The sequence below is a fragment of the Pseudomonas sp. MN1F genome (assembly GCF_009391885.1).
In the GTDB taxonomy this organism is placed as follows: domain Bacteria; phylum Pseudomonadota; class Gammaproteobacteria; order Pseudomonadales; family Pseudomonadaceae; genus Aquipseudomonas.
The window spans coordinates 85,791-99,897 of sequence record NZ_VZII01000002.1 but is presented as its reverse complement, the minus strand read 5'-3'; the positions used below and the strand labels follow the sequence as shown (position 1 = coordinate 99,897).

Annotated in this window: 13 protein-coding genes; 3 read left to right on the top strand and 10 right to left on the bottom strand. The window is 56.8% G+C overall.

Translation table 11 applies throughout. The features are described 5' to 3' along the window. The first annotated feature begins 780 nt into the window (after nucleotides 1-780). Complete coding sequence (locus F6X59_RS00685) at nucleotides 781-2,523, top strand: ATP-dependent endonuclease (protein ID WP_152953929.1); 1,743 nt, start codon at nucleotides 781-783, stop codon at nucleotides 2,521-2,523. Nucleotides 2,524-2,698: 175 nt separating this feature from the next. Here F6X59_RS00685 and F6X59_RS00680 read toward each other — a convergent pair whose 3' ends face one another. The 3 genes from F6X59_RS00680 to mobH all read right to left on the bottom strand — a co-directional run bounded on the left by F6X59_RS00680 (nucleotide 2,699) and on the right by mobH (nucleotide 6,073). Next, entirely contained in the window at nucleotides 2,699-3,127 is a 429-nt protein-coding gene (locus F6X59_RS00680; protein WP_152953928.1) for a hypothetical protein, read from the bottom strand. After that, nucleotides 3,105-3,971 (bottom strand): hypothetical protein, encoded by an 867-nt coding sequence (locus F6X59_RS00675; RefSeq protein ID WP_038409444.1) that lies wholly within the window; start codon nucleotides 3,969-3,971, stop codon nucleotides 3,105-3,107. Before F6X59_RS00675 ends, F6X59_RS00680 begins: the two co-directional genes overlap by 23 nt. A gap of 392 nt (nucleotides 3,972-4,363) precedes the next feature. After that, the gene (mobH, locus tag F6X59_RS00670; RefSeq protein WP_152953927.1) at nucleotides 4,364-6,073 is read right to left on the bottom strand and encodes a MobH family relaxase; all 1,710 of its coding nucleotides are present in this window, start codon (nucleotides 6,071-6,073) and stop codon (nucleotides 4,364-4,366) included. 220 nt (nucleotides 6,074-6,293) lie between these two features. Here mobH and F6X59_RS00665 point away from each other — a divergent pair, with 220 nt between their 5' ends. Then, entirely contained in the window at nucleotides 6,294-6,488 is a 195-nt protein-coding gene (locus F6X59_RS00665) for a hypothetical protein (protein ID WP_012315179.1), read from the top strand. 127 nt (nucleotides 6,489-6,615) lie between these two features. Then, on the top strand, nucleotides 6,616-6,981 hold the full coding sequence (locus tag F6X59_RS00660; RefSeq protein WP_152953926.1) for a histone-like nucleoid-structuring protein, MvaT/MvaU family: 366 nt from the start codon (nucleotides 6,616-6,618) through the stop codon (nucleotides 6,979-6,981). Between the two features lie 86 nt (nucleotides 6,982-7,067). Here the strand turns inward: F6X59_RS00660 and F6X59_RS00655 are convergent, their stop codons facing one another. The 7 genes from F6X59_RS00655 to F6X59_RS00625 all read right to left on the bottom strand — a co-directional run bounded on the left by F6X59_RS00655 (nucleotide 7,068) and on the right by F6X59_RS00625 (nucleotide 14,075). Continuing rightward, entirely contained in the window at nucleotides 7,068-8,006 is a 939-nt protein-coding gene (locus F6X59_RS00655) for an ArdC family protein (protein ID WP_152953925.1), read from the bottom strand. 84 nt (nucleotides 8,007-8,090) lie between these two features. Beyond that, nucleotides 8,091-8,417, bottom strand: a complete 327-nt coding sequence (locus F6X59_RS00650) for a hypothetical protein (RefSeq protein WP_152953924.1) — start codon at nucleotides 8,415-8,417, stop codon at nucleotides 8,091-8,093. A 297-nt stretch (nucleotides 8,418-8,714) separates the two neighbouring features. Then, nucleotides 8,715-9,080, bottom strand: coding sequence for a DUF3085 domain-containing protein (locus F6X59_RS00645; protein WP_152953923.1), 366 nt, complete (start codon nucleotides 9,078-9,080; stop codon nucleotides 8,715-8,717). 818 nt (nucleotides 9,081-9,898) lie between these two features. After that, nucleotides 9,899-11,437 (bottom strand): conjugal transfer protein TraG N-terminal domain-containing protein, encoded by a 1,539-nt coding sequence (locus tag F6X59_RS00640; protein WP_152953922.1) that lies wholly within the window; start codon nucleotides 11,435-11,437, stop codon nucleotides 9,899-9,901. Nucleotides 11,438-11,446: 9 nt separating this feature from the next. Then, nucleotides 11,447-11,752, bottom strand: coding sequence for a hypothetical protein (locus F6X59_RS00635; RefSeq protein ID WP_152953921.1), 306 nt, complete (start codon nucleotides 11,750-11,752; stop codon nucleotides 11,447-11,449). Continuing rightward, nucleotides 11,749-13,104 carry an integrating conjugative element protein gene (locus tag F6X59_RS00630; protein WP_152953920.1) on the bottom strand — a complete coding sequence of 452 codons (1,356 nt, stop codon included), beginning with the start codon at nucleotides 13,102-13,104 and terminating at the stop codon, nucleotides 11,749-11,751. Before F6X59_RS00630 ends, F6X59_RS00635 begins: the two co-directional genes overlap by 4 nt. Then, nucleotides 13,104-14,075, bottom strand: coding sequence for a TIGR03756 family integrating conjugative element protein (locus tag F6X59_RS00625; protein WP_152953919.1), 972 nt, complete (start codon nucleotides 14,073-14,075; stop codon nucleotides 13,104-13,106). The genes F6X59_RS00630 and F6X59_RS00625 overlap by 1 nt, the downstream gene beginning before the upstream one ends. Nucleotides 14,076-14,107 lie beyond the last annotated feature (32 nt).

Below are 14,107 nucleotides of genomic sequence, written 5' to 3'. Positions count from 1 at the left end.
ATCGCTTCATGATCGTCCCCGCCGCGATCTCGACGATCAGAAGGTTAGACAATCGCAGGCGTTTTCACACAGCCTGGGTCGATAGCGGACCCTCATCAGCGACCTGCTATCTCCAGGTGCTAGCACGGGACCGTCGAAAAATATTTCAAATTGCAGTGGGGGGCAGTGCTGCGGCGGGAAGCTTGGTGGGGGCGTCCACCGCTAGATGTTGTGCTGCCGGAAAATTTCGAGGCCACTTTGTCCGCATTGATACGGGGAGGACCATCAGCGTAACTAGCCTCTTGTCCATCTCTCCTTGCATGGGGTGCAAGGGGTCGAGTGTTCGAATCACTCCGTCCCGACCAAATAACTCCAAAGAATCCAGCCGCTTAGCAGTGGCTGGATTTTTTTTATGGGCGATGGATTGTACTGGATGTAGGTTTTTACCCCACTTTTTACCCCACCGAATTTTCACTACTCGAGCATAGTGGGGTTAGAGCCCATGGTTCAGAAGGCGTGCTCGGATTGACGACCTTCACGCCGTCAGCCTTCCTGACCTACACGCTCCGCATGCCTGTGATCAGGAAACTCAAGCAGAAAGCTTATTGATAGTCGTAGTAGAGGTAGATCTTGCTCTGTGGTCACTCGCTATGAACGTCCTCAGCAGACATTCGGTACCGGTAAACAGCTGAAAACATTTGAAATGATGTCATATTGACATGTCTGATGGTGGCGATGATATTACCCTGACCCAAAGTCCAGCAGTCTTGGGTATCAAATTACGATTACAGGGATTTGTGTATGGCCAAGAAGCCCGCAGTAGCTGAAATTGTTTCACTGATTGAAGAAGGTACACCTCGCCCAAGACTGCATAAACTCATCATCCAAAATTTTCGTTCAATTGGGTCAATCCCGGTAGAGATCGAGCTAGATGACATCGTTGTACTGGTTGGTGCGAACAACGCTGGTAAGAGCAGTATCTTGCGAGCCTATGAAATCGTAATGTCTCATGGATCTAGCGCCGGCAAACTCAGTATTAGTGATTTTCCCAACGGCGAGGTCGACAGGGAAGCGCTCCCAACCATCGAGCTCCAAACTATCGTCTTCAGTAATGCGCCGGGAGATAGATGGCTTGGCGTGCAGGCCAACGGAGAGTTCCTGATCCGCGAGCGTTGGATCTGGGACAGCCCTGCCAGGGAGCCGGTGCGCCAAGGCTTCGATGTGCAAAAGGGTGACTGGGATGCGCAGGTGCCTTGGGGGGCTCCAAACGTGGCCAACGCCAGGCGTCCGCGTCCCCATCGCATAGACGCATTTGCTTCGCCAGATGCCCAAGCGAATGAGATTGTTAACTTGATCAGCTCCTTGCTGAAGGAGCGCGTCCAACAAATCAAGTCGGATCCGGCTCAAGAGCTTTCTGACTACGAACTTGTGATCGAGAAGATCAAAAATCTGCAGACAAAAGCCGTGGAGGCGACTGAAGCAGAGGTGGCTTCCATCGAGTCAGAGATTACCCAGTATCTCGATCGGCTTTTCCCAAACCACCATGTGAAGTTCGATGCCAAACCTGAGTTGGACATCGAAAAGGCCTACACCCCATTCAAAACCACCGCCGACCTGCTGATGGGCCCGAAGGATGGTTACCTGTCAGGTATTGCCAACCAGGGGAGCGGAGCCCGTCGAACGTTGCTGTGGGCCGCCCTGAAGTACCTGTCGGAGGCGAAAGATAGCGAAGGGACAAGGCCGCACGTTTTGCTGCTGGATGAACCAGAAATTTGTCTGCACCCCTCTGCCATCCGGGAGGCCAGAGCAGTGCTTTACGATCTGCCTCAGACGGGCAACTGGCAGGTGATGATTACCTCGCACTCACCGATCTTCATCGATCTGTCCAAAGACAACACCACGATTGTTCGCGTGTACCGTGGTGAAGGTAACGAGGTGGAAAGTACGACCTTGTACAGGCCTACTCGCGCCAAATTGGACGATGACGACAAGAAAAACCTCAAGATGCTCAACGTTTGTGATCCCTACGTAAACGAGTTCTTCTTCGGTGGACGGCAGATCATCGTAGAGGGCGACACCGAGTACACGGCATTCTCGATCATCAGGGACATGTATCTCGACGAGTACAAGGATGTTCAAATCATCCGTGCTCGTGGTAAGGGAATCATTCCTTCCCTGGCAAAAGTCCTACTGCAGTTCTCCAAGCAGTTTACGATCCTCCACGATACCGACTCCCCGCTTACGGTGGCCGGTAAAGGCAACCCAGCCTGGGGCATGAACGGCACCATAGCCTCCGTGCTTAAGCTCGACAACGCAGTAGGGCGCGTTAGGCTTGTTGCGTGCCGTACATGCTTCGAGACAGCGTTATTTGGAAAAGAGTCCAAGGACGAGAAGCCATATCGAGCCTTTGTCCGTATCCAAGAAGATGCAGAATCTGCTGAGAAGGTGAAAGCATTGTTAGATTATCTGCTTGACTCCTCTAAGCAGATACCGGGTAACTGCCTCGAGTGGACAACAATAGAACAATTGGAAGAGGCCGGTTGAGGCGCGCATTTGGAGGGCGCTGCGCTTGTAACTTACACTAGTGTTCATCGTTCTTAGTGTTACAAAGGCCTCAGCCATAAGCCACTCGAAAATTATTAAGGTCGGGTGGCTTTTTGAGGAAGGCTCGGAATTTTTCACGAGTCCTCTACAAGAAAATTCCTCGCGGAGAATGTACTCACACAGTAGTCAAGGTTCTGTGTTCGATTGCTTTCGCAGCAACGCCATCTTTGAAATGAAAAAGGCTTGCTAATGCGAACAGTCCAAGCTGTCCAAATCCAAGGCACAATGTAGGTTTAGCAATCATGCCAAAGTAAACCAAGAGGGACATGGCTACCAAGAAGAAACGTTTGGATGAGTACCAAGAAAAGTGTCGATCATCTACTGTGCGGTTTTTAATGGCGGCGCGGGACGTCCTTACCGCGATTTGACCAAATATAATGCATGACACTAGCGACCAGTCGGCAGCTAGAAATATATCTTTCCATGAGTATGCGTATAGCTTTATCGCTACCAAAAAAACGAATGGAGTTACGATAAAAAGGTATTCGGAGCACAGCTCTGCTAGGATTGCTTTCTGCTCTTTAGAGCAAGGGTATTGTTTCATGTTGCAATCCCACGTTTCGATGGATATCAATAATTTTTACAATTTTGGCATTTGATATATACGGTTTGCCTTGGCCAGGAGGAGGGGTGTAGAGCTGGAACGAGACTTCAGCTTCCATGACATCCTTCGGCCCGATGGCGCGCACCAAGCCATTTTGATAGTCATCAAGCCACTTTATATCAATAATGTTGGCGTTGTACCGACTACCTGTTGTAACACTTACCATCGACCAGGCACCTTTGCCTATGTTAACTGGGGCGCGTACGTAAAGCCGATCTGAGCCATTGAAGCTTGTTGTAATCCCAAGGAACATATTCTTTGGATTAGCGTTGAAGCGCCAGTGGGTGTTGATGGGGGTGACATTCTCTGTATCCGCCAGGGACGTTAGGACGGTTTCGTCCGGGAGAAGCTTCTTGTTGGCCTCAGAGAATTTCTGGAGAGCGAACGCGAGCTCTTTCCTGTCAATTTTAGGGTGAATCATCTGCGGGTTATCGTTTTTGGTCAGCTCGTTCTCAAGTACAGAAGCGATCGCATCGACCTCGCCTTCAGTGGCCGTACTCTCAACTCCTGAGAGGGCATCAGCGAGTGTGAAGCCCGACTCAATGATTGCGGAGGACATCCATCCTTTGAGCCGACCAGGCACAGCTTTGATGAAGCTAGCAACTGAGCCCGCCTCAACGCACTCGAGCTGTAGCGCGAAGTCTTCCGGGTCTCCTAGCGCGTTGACCAACACTTGGCCGAGTGCTTGGTAGGCCTCGATGTAGCCGCTCATTGCCTGGAAGACCTCTGCCGGACGCTGACGCTTTTCGGCGAAGTCGATTTTGATTTTCAGCGTTTCGGACATGCCAGACTGCTTCCTTGAGAATGGTTGATGCTGCCAGCTAAGAACGCACGAATCACAGCTGGCATGAGTGTCTAGTGCCAACCGGAAATCGCTGGGAGGGAAGATTCTACAGCCGATGGTGGCAAAATGTCCTCAGTCGAGTTGCTCTATCGTTTTTCCATCTTAGTGGAACAGACCTAGCGGAGGATTGGCGCTGAGCTGCCGGCGTGTTGAGGAGGCTGCCGCTTTGCGGCCAGGCTATCGTGAACCGAGCCTCGGCGTGCTGCCTAAATCGGCATTTTACTTTCAAATCTTCGGCCATCCTGGTCTACGCGCTCCGCTTGACGGCACAAGGGCCCGTAACGCTTATGGTCATGCCGGTTCGAAGACTCTTTTCAACGCGGGTAAAAAGCTCAAGACATCAACGTTAAAAAAGGATTGTTGGCAGGAGGCTCTCCTGAAATTGTCCTGGAGTCGTTTAGCAAGTAGCCATTCAACGAGCTGGCGCTTCGAGGGCCTCTAACTGTGCATGTCCAAATGTTCTGGCCATTGGGCGTCTTCAAATGTACATGCAGCTTCTCAAATTGACGTTGTATGCGCCGCCAGGCATCGCTCTTAGAGTATGCGTCAGCCAAGTCTGGGTGCTCTGCGGCGTAGCGCTGGAAAATGCCCGGCGTGACTAGGAAAAAAGTGCCGTTCACGGTGTGGACCTTGGCCTTGCTGTCGTTGACCACTAAGCGATGATTGAGAACCCCTTTGCGAAGCCATTCGAGGAAGGCCAGCCCCTCGGCATCCTTGGATGGTGCAGTGGAGGATTGAGGACTTCCCGCGCCTGGCCCAGTTTCGGCCTCGCTCCGTTCTTGCAACATGTTCATCAAATCGTCGAGATAGTCGAAATCCTCTCTCTGGGGAGAGGCGGTTGGCTGCTTTTCATCTTCAGCAGTTTGCGGCCTAACTGTCTTCGCTTCACTGGTCCGCAGTGGACCATTCATCATCGGTTCGATCCTGCCACAGAAACAGTCTGGCCGAGGTTCATTTGCCCAAATAAGGCTCGGCTGCAGGCGGAGAAAGGTAAAGCGATGTTGCCAGTCGTCTTCTGTTACGGTGGCGCTCCATACCGCTTTGCCCTCTGGGGTCGCATCCACCAATCCATGCGACTGCAGTTCATCGAACAAAGCGATGTTGGAAGAGGGGATGCCATCCACGGCCTGAGCCAGCAGGTAGGCGCGCAGTTTGTCGGTGGCGGTTTTACTGACCAACCACAGATGGTCTTCGGTGAGCCAGCCGGCTGCACCGGGCTGGTTGAATTTGAACTCGTTTTTAACCAGGTGACGCAGGCCCGTGAGCAGGTGATGCTGCAACGAGTGTTTAGGTGCCAGCATGGCCTTAGTGGGATTGGCGCCGATGTTCTGCGCTGTAGAGACCCGGTCCGCTTGCAGCACCAGTTCCCCGAGGGTACCGGCATGCTCGTAGTGGTTGGCCAGCAGAAACAGTAGGTGGCCCCACAGGATTGGATAGCTGCTGAGCCAGTCGAGCTGACGGGATGTCAAAACTTGTGTGTACAGCAGCCCGGTGGCGGCGCCGTGAAGCTTGTAATCGCGGCCGACTACGTAGCGAAAGCGGTAGGGCTGGGTCAAAGGCCCGTGCCAGGGGTGCCACACCTCACCATTCTGATACTCCACCTGCACGTCGACGGCAATTTTGCCAATGTCGTGGAGCAAGGCGCCGTAGGCAATCGCCGCGCTCCAGGCATCGGACTGCGCGGCCTGGTCTTCTGGCGCGGCACCGCTGGGTAGCAGGTACGACTGGCGCAGCTTCAGGCTGTAGGCCACCAGTTCTAGTCCATGGTCGAGCATGCCGCCCGGGTAGGCATGGTGGTGGCTTTCGCTGGCGGGGAGTTGCTGTGCAAAGGCGGCGTAACGGCGGATCGGCTCAAGGTAGAGCTGTTCAAACTGAGGCTCGGAGAGCGCCGTGTATTGCCAGATGCGCTCCAGCAGCTTTTTCCGGTGGTCGGCCCAGAGCAGGGATTCAGCGGGGAGCGGGAGGAGAAACCCCTCGGGCGCTGCAGCGAGCGTGGGCTCCGCGGCATTGCCTTTTTGATGTTTGAACCACCAGCGCTTCATCGCAGTACCTGCCTTGCATTCAGAAGGTCCTTTTGCCTTTTCGGATAGGCCTCTTACCCTTGTGCCCCCTTCCATTGTCGCCGTTACCCTTTACTCTTTTGGTCCTTTTCGCGAACGCGAAAATTCGAAGCCTGGCGCATCGGGTTACCTGTGGGACCGGCATGGTCTGTCCTTTTCTCGGGGGGTAGACTGTCCGGCATCATTTTGGGTAGGTGGTCTGATGACGTTAAGCGATGCCATTTTGATCGTGCTGTTGGCCGACCGAATTCATGGGACGGATGCTGCCATTCGATCAGCCGCCAAGCGCTGTGCGAAGCAGCTGCCACGCAGTCAGCGCGATATGTTGTTCAAGATCGGCAACAGTGCTGCACCTCGTGAACTAGTGGGCCACCTTTGCCAGTTCTTGCCGGACTGATTAGTCACATAGATATGTGCACATGTTGAAGGATGAAAAGTTAGCTGAAGAGCCAATTCATGCTCGGCTAGTACTTGTGCCTCAGGTAATATCGCCACACATGCCCCAATCCTAGGAAAGATTTCACATGTCCAAACTTGCCGAATTCAAAGCACTGGAAGCTCAACTGGCTGCTCAACTTCAACAGCTGGACGCGATGAAAAACGATTCCGGCCTGAAGCAGGAAATCGAGTTTGAACAAAAGCTCAAGGCTCTGCTGGATGAGTACGGCATGAACCTGCGCCAGGTCATCACCATTCTCGATCCGTCCAAGGGCGTGAGCGTAAGCACTTCGAGCGTCTCCACCGGCGCTCAGCGCAAGCCGCGTGAGGTCAAGCGCTACAAGCACCCGCACAGCGGCGAGATCGTCGAAACCAAGGGCGGCAACCACAAGATCCTCAAGCAGTGGAAGCAGGAGCACGGCTCGGATGTCGTCGAGAGCTGGCTGCAGTAAGCGCTTGCTCAATTGCAGCGGCCGATGCTCGGCGTTGCAGGCAAAACAAAGGCCCCGGTAGGGGCCTTTCTATTTGAAGGGAAAAGTCACGCCGTGAGCCGTTCGGTCGTCTCGCGGGACTGATCCAACTGCAGCGCTAACAGGTACTCGGACGCTTCACGGGCCTGTCCACTGGCGCGGAAGATGGCCCGCTTGTCTTCCTTGAGGATCTTCAACCAGGATGCCAGGTACTCTTCGTGGCGCAGCTCGCCCTGGGTGCCGGTGAGGGCGCAGAGAAATGCCGCGCCCATCTCCGCGACCAACTCCTCGAAGGCGTAGGCTGCAGAGCCAAACGCGTGCCCGCCTGTGATGCCTTCTCGGTTGAGGCGGGCGTGGTGACCCGACCAGTGCGTCAGCTCATGCAGCGCGGTCGCGTAGTAGCTGCCGACGTCCACGAACTGGGCCTTGGTGGGCAATTGAATGAGATCCCGTATCGGTAGATAAAACGCGGAATCACCGTAGCGATGCTCGATGCGTGCGCCGCTGGCGGCCAACAGTCGCTCGGCAGGTGCATGATCGATGAACGCCACCGGATCTTGACTCTCATCATGTGGCTGCTCTTCGTTGGGAAGTCCCTCAGTCTGCTCGATGTTGAACAGGCAATGCGTCCGTAGCAGTGCGAACTGCACCATCTTGACGTTACCTTGCTCATCACGGACGACCTGACCGTCTTCGTCGTGTGCTTCCTTGCTCATGGGTTTGTACAACACCGCGAGGGTCGATTGTTCGCCCTTGCGCACATGACCACCGGCTTTGCGGGCTTGGTTGTAGGTGAGCCAGCGATCCTGGCGGTACCCGCGCAGGCGGGCTTCGGCCCATAGCAGTGGAATATTGATGCCGGCGTAGGGCCGCCGGGTGATCGCGTTGATGGGGAAAGGTGCATCAGCACTTGAGCCTGAAGTGGTCCAGGGTTTGATCCAGGGGATGACCCCTTGGCTCAGGGCGCTGATAATCTTGTTGGTGACGTCCAGGTAGATATCGGACATGACGTTCTCCAGTCAAAGAAGGGGAACGCTGCCCGGCCGGGAAGGGTTCCCGGTGGGGTAAGTGGACAGTGGTAGTGCGGGCGTTCAGGCCGATGAGATGTCCACACCGATCTCATGTGGCAACCTGATGTGCAGAAAAACAGGGCCGGTATCTGGCGTGATGTGAGTTACCAGAAACTGAGGAGCAGCCGCCGATGAGCGTGAGTCGCTCTGGGAAGATTGGCTGAGCGGTAACTCAAGCGACTGGCGCAAGTAGCGACGGTCTGTCGATGCCAGGGCGATGCCTAATACGGCTTGCAAGCGCTGCCCTGATTGCTCGACAGCGTCAGTAGCCGTACCAACCTCGGTGATGAATTGCCATACGCCTGGGCTCATGACGATGGCGGGCAAGGAGCGGTTGTTTCGGGACACTATTGCCTCCTTAGAGCTGATCCTGCGATGGCTTCACGAACAACTTTGGGGAAGTACCATCGCTACAACTCACACTGTGAACTGGGCGTGTCTAGGCATTAAAACGCGCTTGCCGGTGGGGTCAATGCCCAAGCTAGGGCACCGCGAAGGTCGAGTTTCCAGCCGCTTCCAGCGAAGGCTTTCCATTCGAAAGGTCCAGATGGACGGCTGCTGTCGGCGTAAAGATTGAAGTGGGCGATATCCCAAAGAGGCACTGGCTCGTGCTTCCCTGGGACATCGCGGGTGTTGCGAGAGCATTCAGGATTTCCCAGAGAGGGCAATCTCGGCAGCGATGTACAGGTGCGTGGATGTGGCTTCAACTACCAGCGACCCATTGGTGCCGCGTAGGCTCTCCAGAACGGGATCATCAAGGTCGAAGTACTCGGCAAAATCGTCGCCGCCGAATTCACTGCGTGCGCGATTCCACCAGGCGTCAAAGTCGTCGATGTCAGGGTTGCAACCCATGGCGTAGGCAATGTGTTTGCGGCTACCTCCGTCGGGTTTGCTTTCGCCGAACTCGGACATGAGGTAGACACCGTGGTCTTTGACCAGGATGACTCGGCAGCCGATGAGGGCCGCTTCAGTCAAAACAGCATGAAGTTCAGTTCCTGTGAAGCGCAACATGGTGAGTTCCTCCAGGTAGTGCGGAGGAATGCCACCCATGCGGGAAGAATTCCCGGCACGGAAATGGAAAAGGAGCTTCGACGGAGCAGGGCTCAGTGAGGCTGATGTGAAAGAGCGCTCATCACCGCGGGAGCGGTAACCAGGCGAGCCACCGAACGCTAATCGCCCTTGGGACAACCATCACGGGAGTGACGTAGCCTTTAAGGTTGTGGCCACCTGGGGTGCTGGTTTTCCAGCGCTTGCAAGTTCGGTTTATCAAGCGGGCCGGCATTGCGTCAATGGGGATTTTCAGGCGGGAGCAATGCGTCAATCCATGCGGTGCCACTGGCGATCAGCAGCGTAAACCAAGTGATCAACGGTCATGGAAAACTGCGGGAGAGGAGTAAGCTAAAGCTTGGATCCAAATTGTCTGTAGCGGTTTGGCCGCACGTGCGGTGAAGTAAACGGAGGTACGAAAATGACGGCCCCAGCTTCTTCAAGCACCAGCCGTACGCCTTTCGGCAAGTACTTGATTCGTGCCGCAGGTCATGCGGGACGATTGGTGAATCAGCTAGAAGCCAGCGTTATGCACTCATCGATTTTGGCGCGCGTGCCGTTTGTGTATCGCCGTCTGGGTATGCAGACCGTTAAGTTGATGCTGTTGCTTGCTGTCGCATCAGTCGCTTTCTTCCTGGCGATCGGAGTGGTTGCTCTGTGGACCATCGCGGCGCTGCCTATTAGTACAGATAGGCAACCTCGGATTCATGAAATGAGTCACCCTCGACATCATCTCAGGTATCCAGAAATGTACGATGACAATGGGGACCCGAGGTAATCAGTCATTTCGATTTCCGGGCTGCCGACATTAGCTGCGATGTTCCTTTTTCAGCCTGTGCCTGAGCCCCTTCCGTGGCGCGCGTTAAGAGGGTTTGGACACCACTGCCCACGTTGTATCCCGCCCAGCTCATCACGCTGAGGAAAAACATCGGCAGCACTACAAACATCACTCCCATCACATACTCGATGACTTGCGCGGTGACCGTCCCATCCATGAACCCTGCCGTTGGCAATGTTAAAAGCGCCTGGTCCGTAACAGAGACCTGGTGGTACAGCGTGTCAAGCATGCTCGAGTCGATCCAGCGGGCGAGCTCCCACCAAAACGTCAGCATATGCAGGGTGAACAGCGCGAAGGTGATCGTCATCAGCGCTTTGAGCTGATACGTGCTGATCAGCAGCACCAGCGGCAGGCAGATGATCGTGCCCATGATCAGAAAGGCCTGCACCATTGGCAATGCAGCCCGGAGCGCATTCATTGCCGGGAAATTGCTGAACGAGCCCAAGGCCAGGCCGGTGTTGGTGGCAAGGTTGTTGAGCCCTTGTGTCAACGAGCCGCCCCGGGCGCTGCTGCCGTAGTCCTGGAACACCTGACCAGGCGCCATGTTCAGTGACTGCTGGCGCGGGCTCACCAGTTCACGGAGGGTGGCGTCTTCGATTTCGGCAGAGCTCCGCCCGGTCAGCCAGCCGCGCAGTTGCGTGAGCAGATTGGGATCGACCTCGGCGACCAGGCGATCGTGCAAACCGACCGTGGCATCGCTCCACCATTGCTTGCAGGTTGGGTAGCCCGCACCGTTGTCCAACCGGGGCAGGGAGGTGTCCCGCGTCTCGTCATATGGCCAATCAATCCGGGGCGTGCGCGAGCGATCCGTGTCGTAGTAGCCCGGTGTGTCGAGCAAATACGTCGAACCAATCCAGGACGCATCGTAACTCTGCGACTCATCCAGCTCAGGGCGGTTAGTAAACAGTCGTGAGCGCGAAAAGCCGTAGCAGTCGCGGGTAAAGTCGGCGACTTCCTGCAGCAGCACCTGGTTGTTGATCCGCGAGCTGTCGATCTCCATGCGCATCGCGCGAATGTCGGGTGCGCAGGGGATGGACGCAGTTGCAGCGGCCGTGATTCCCTTGCTCATGGCATGCACCAGGTACCACCACACCGGCACGTTGGCAGATTTCTCGCCGATGGTATTGAAGGTGGTTCCCCAGGCCGTGTCGGCGGGTTTGGCCATTGATACACCACAGCGCTGGCTTGCCGCATTGTCGAAGGTCACGGAGGACAGGTTGAGCGGAAAAAACGGCATGCAGCCAAACAGGATGACGACGTAGCTCATCCACAGCCGGTTTTCGACGCGAGGGATCGACAGCAGGCCCTGGTTACCTTCGTCAGCCCCCTGTTGGCGGGCGGATAACCACTCTTGCAGGATAATCGCGCCAAACGGCGCAGCGAACAGTCCGGTGTCCGCCAGCGTGTTCCAGATGCCGTTGTTGATGATCCACGCCAGCAGCGACAGGTAATATTCGAGGTAGCTGTTGGTGCTCATGTTCATGGCTGCACCTCACACACGCGAGAGTTCGACAAGGACGATCGAGCCGAAGCCGATCAGGCCCAGGCGCAAGAGCCGTTGCTGGTCTTCAGGTAAATGCCGCAAGCGCAATGCTGTGGTCCAGCCGGCGAAGATCAGGCTGTACAGCAGTGAGCGCACACAAGCGAAAAAACGTGGGTCTGATCGCGTTTCCTCGAACCAGCCCAGCTGGGAGCCGTTCAGTTGTATCGCCATCAAGGCAATCAGCAACGTAACGATCATCGCGCCGAGGATCAGCAGAACTCTGACGACCGTGCTCTTCACAGAAAACGGCATCATGGCGCACTCCTTCCTTGCTCCGCACGGTGCAGGCGGTCGGGTTGCGGATCGCGCTGGTCGATGCTGCGCGAGGCATCGGCGCCGCCGGCGTGGCGATCAAGAACCAGGCTGGCGGTGTTGGTGGCGAGGGCTTGGCGCACTTGCAACTCCGTTTGCAGCAGGCGAATCTCGCGCTCCAGCATTTCGACGTTGCTGTTGAGTGCAGTGGTGGCCGGCTGTGCCGACGCCACATTGGGCTCACGGCTGCCGGCGAGCAACGTGCGCTGCAGTAGCGTCGCTTTGTAGATCACGCTCGACAGCGCGGTCTCGCTGGCCAAACGTCGGGCCAACAGGTTCTGATCGGGGTCATCGCGCAGGCCCTCGATGACGCCGCGCGAAACCTGTAGCAATGGGCTGGAGACTTTGCCGAGGTTCTCTGGCGTGGGCTCTTCTGCGCCCGACAGCATGCGCTGCATTCCCTCGAGGTGCTGCGTGTAGGTTTCCTGGATCAATGGTGTGAGCCCTGCACCCGCGCTCACGCGCAGCGCCTCGCAGTCATCGCAGGTCTCCACCTCGGATTCGCCGAGCACACGAGTGGCCCACTCAGCGGCCTCGTCGGGGCTCGACCAAGCCTGGCAAATCGCGCCGTTCTGACAACCTGAACCGACCGCCGAGGTGTCCTCGACGGAACGGTTGTGCAGTAGGTTGTAACCCGCCTTGACCACGTCCGAGGTCACCCGGATCGGCGCCTGGCCATGGCCGCCGGCTTTCTGCCCGCCCACCCAGCTGACGCCATTGTTGCCGTTGTTGGACTCGGTGTCCTTCACCGCCGTCACGGCATCACCGTCGGACTGCTCCAGGTTGTGCTGCATTTCCTGGTTCTGCGCCAGTGCTCCCCAACCGGCCTGGTCCACCTTGTCAGCCATCTTCGCCGCCATCGCCTGGCAGGTGAGCTTTGACCGGTCAAAGTCGATGCGCCCCTGCAACACGCCGTTGCTCAGCAGTTCATACAGTCCGGGGTTGGCGCGCTGGATGATCATTGCCGGCAGCGACATCACCGCCTGGGTGGCGTTCTGGATGACGTTGCCCATGATCTGCTGGAAACCCTGGGTGGCACCGTTAAGCTGGTTCTGCAGGGTGTTAGAGAGGTTCATGTTTCCGCACATCATGTTCGCCCGCCAGGACAGCCCTACGCCGAGTCCGCTGGGCCGGTAGAGCGAGGAGGGCGCGCCCGCCGCCGATCCGCCACCGATGGTGTACATCACCCGGTCGTCCAACACTTGGGCTTGATCGCCAAGGTGGTAGCCACTCTCGGCGGCGTGGCCGACGGTACAAACAAGCAAACACACCAACCCGAACGAGAGGGTATTCATCACTGGTCTCCACCAAAGTCGATGCTGAACAGGAAGGTCTGCCCCATGCGTTGGCAGCACTTGTACGGGCGCCACAGTGACCAGGCGTAGGCGCCCTCGGCACTCTGGAACGTTGGGCTGGGGAAGATGGCGCAGGTGCTCTGCACCATCGGTGCGAGCAACTGCCAGCGGTGGTTGTTGATGTCGTTCTCCATCACTGGCTGTGGCGGCCAGTAGCCGGGCGATGGCATCGGCTGCAGCGGCAAATAGACGTGCGGCTGGCCAACGCGGGTGATGAAGTCACTGGCACGCTGCGCCATCACCGCGGCGGCTTTGAAGTCGTCGGGCTGTACCAGGAAGCCCTGGCGCGGGTAGACGTTGCCCCACATGTTGCCGAGGGCCTGGCTACCGATCTCGCGCATGCCTGGGATCAATGCCTGCGGGTACACGGACTCGGGAATGGCGTGGCGCCAGGCCAGCGGATCGAGCGTGCTGAGGTAGTAGGGCGCAAGCGGTACCGCCCCGCTCGGACACGCATAGCCGAAGCTGTGCGCCAGGGCCGTCAGTGCAGCGCCGCCAGGATGTCCGATGCCGTCGACATTCTTGAAGCGGGGCAGGTTGTTGCGCTGGGGCGAGGGTGTGATCAGGTTGCCCCCGCCTTGCGACAGTTGGGTCGGTGCCGACAAGGCAGACATCTCGCCCCAGGGGTTGCTGCCGGTATCGGAATAGCTCGCGACTACCAACTCGGGAATGAAGTGACGGACCTTGGGCGATGTTCTCACTGTACAGCCAAACGGAGTACACAGCAGCCAGTAGCAGATCCCGACGATCCGGTACTCCAAACACTGCAGCGACGCGACGGAGGCAATGATGGAGGGGGTGGTCAGCGCCAGGCACTGTTCGGCAGCCATGAGCGACGCGATCGCGAGGAAGGCGCGACCCCGGCCAGGTTTGCTCGGCTGTGGCGTTCGGCATGGGGCGGTCAGGTTCATCGGCAGCGCTCGGCAAGGGACAACGGTGTGCA

Bases quoted from the DNA above. Each gene is read 5' to 3' on its own strand.
- F6X59_RS00655 (WP_152953925.1), bottom strand. From the start codon at position 8,006: ATGTCCGATATCTACCTGGACGTCACCAACAAGATTATCAGCGCCCTG.
- F6X59_RS00635 (WP_152953921.1), bottom strand. From the start codon at position 11,752: ATGATGCCGTTTTCTGTGAAGAGCACGGTCGTCAGAGTTCTGCTGATC.
- F6X59_RS00665 (WP_012315179.1), top strand. From the start codon at position 6,294: ATGACGTTAAGCGATGCCATTTTGATCGTGCTGTTGGCCGACCGAATT.
- mobH (WP_152953927.1), bottom strand. From the start codon at position 6,073: ATGAAGCGCTGGTGGTTCAAACATCAAAAAGGCAATGCCGCGGAGCCC.
- F6X59_RS00630 (WP_152953920.1), bottom strand. From the start codon at position 13,104: ATGAATACCCTCTCGTTCGGGTTGGTGTGTTTGCTTGTTTGTACCGTC.
- F6X59_RS00660 (WP_152953926.1), top strand. From the start codon at position 6,616: ATGTCCAAACTTGCCGAATTCAAAGCACTGGAAGCTCAACTGGCTGCT.
- F6X59_RS00625 (WP_152953919.1), bottom strand. From the start codon at position 14,075: ATGAACCTGACCGCCCCATGCCGAACGCCACAGCCGAGCAAACCTGGC.
- F6X59_RS00675 (WP_038409444.1), bottom strand. From the start codon at position 3,971: ATGTCCGAAACGCTGAAAATCAAAATCGACTTCGCCGAAAAGCGTCAG.
- F6X59_RS00685 (WP_152953929.1), top strand. From the start codon at position 781: ATGGCCAAGAAGCCCGCAGTAGCTGAAATTGTTTCACTGATTGAAGAA.
- F6X59_RS00680 (WP_152953928.1), bottom strand. From the start codon at position 3,127: ATGAAACAATACCCTTGCTCTAAAGAGCAGAAAGCAATCCTAGCAGAG.
- F6X59_RS00645 (WP_152953923.1), bottom strand. From the start codon at position 9,080: ATGTTGCGCTTCACAGGAACTGAACTTCATGCTGTTTTGACTGAAGCG.
- F6X59_RS00640 (WP_152953922.1), bottom strand. From the start codon at position 11,437: ATGAACATGAGCACCAACAGCTACCTCGAATATTACCTGTCGCTGCTG.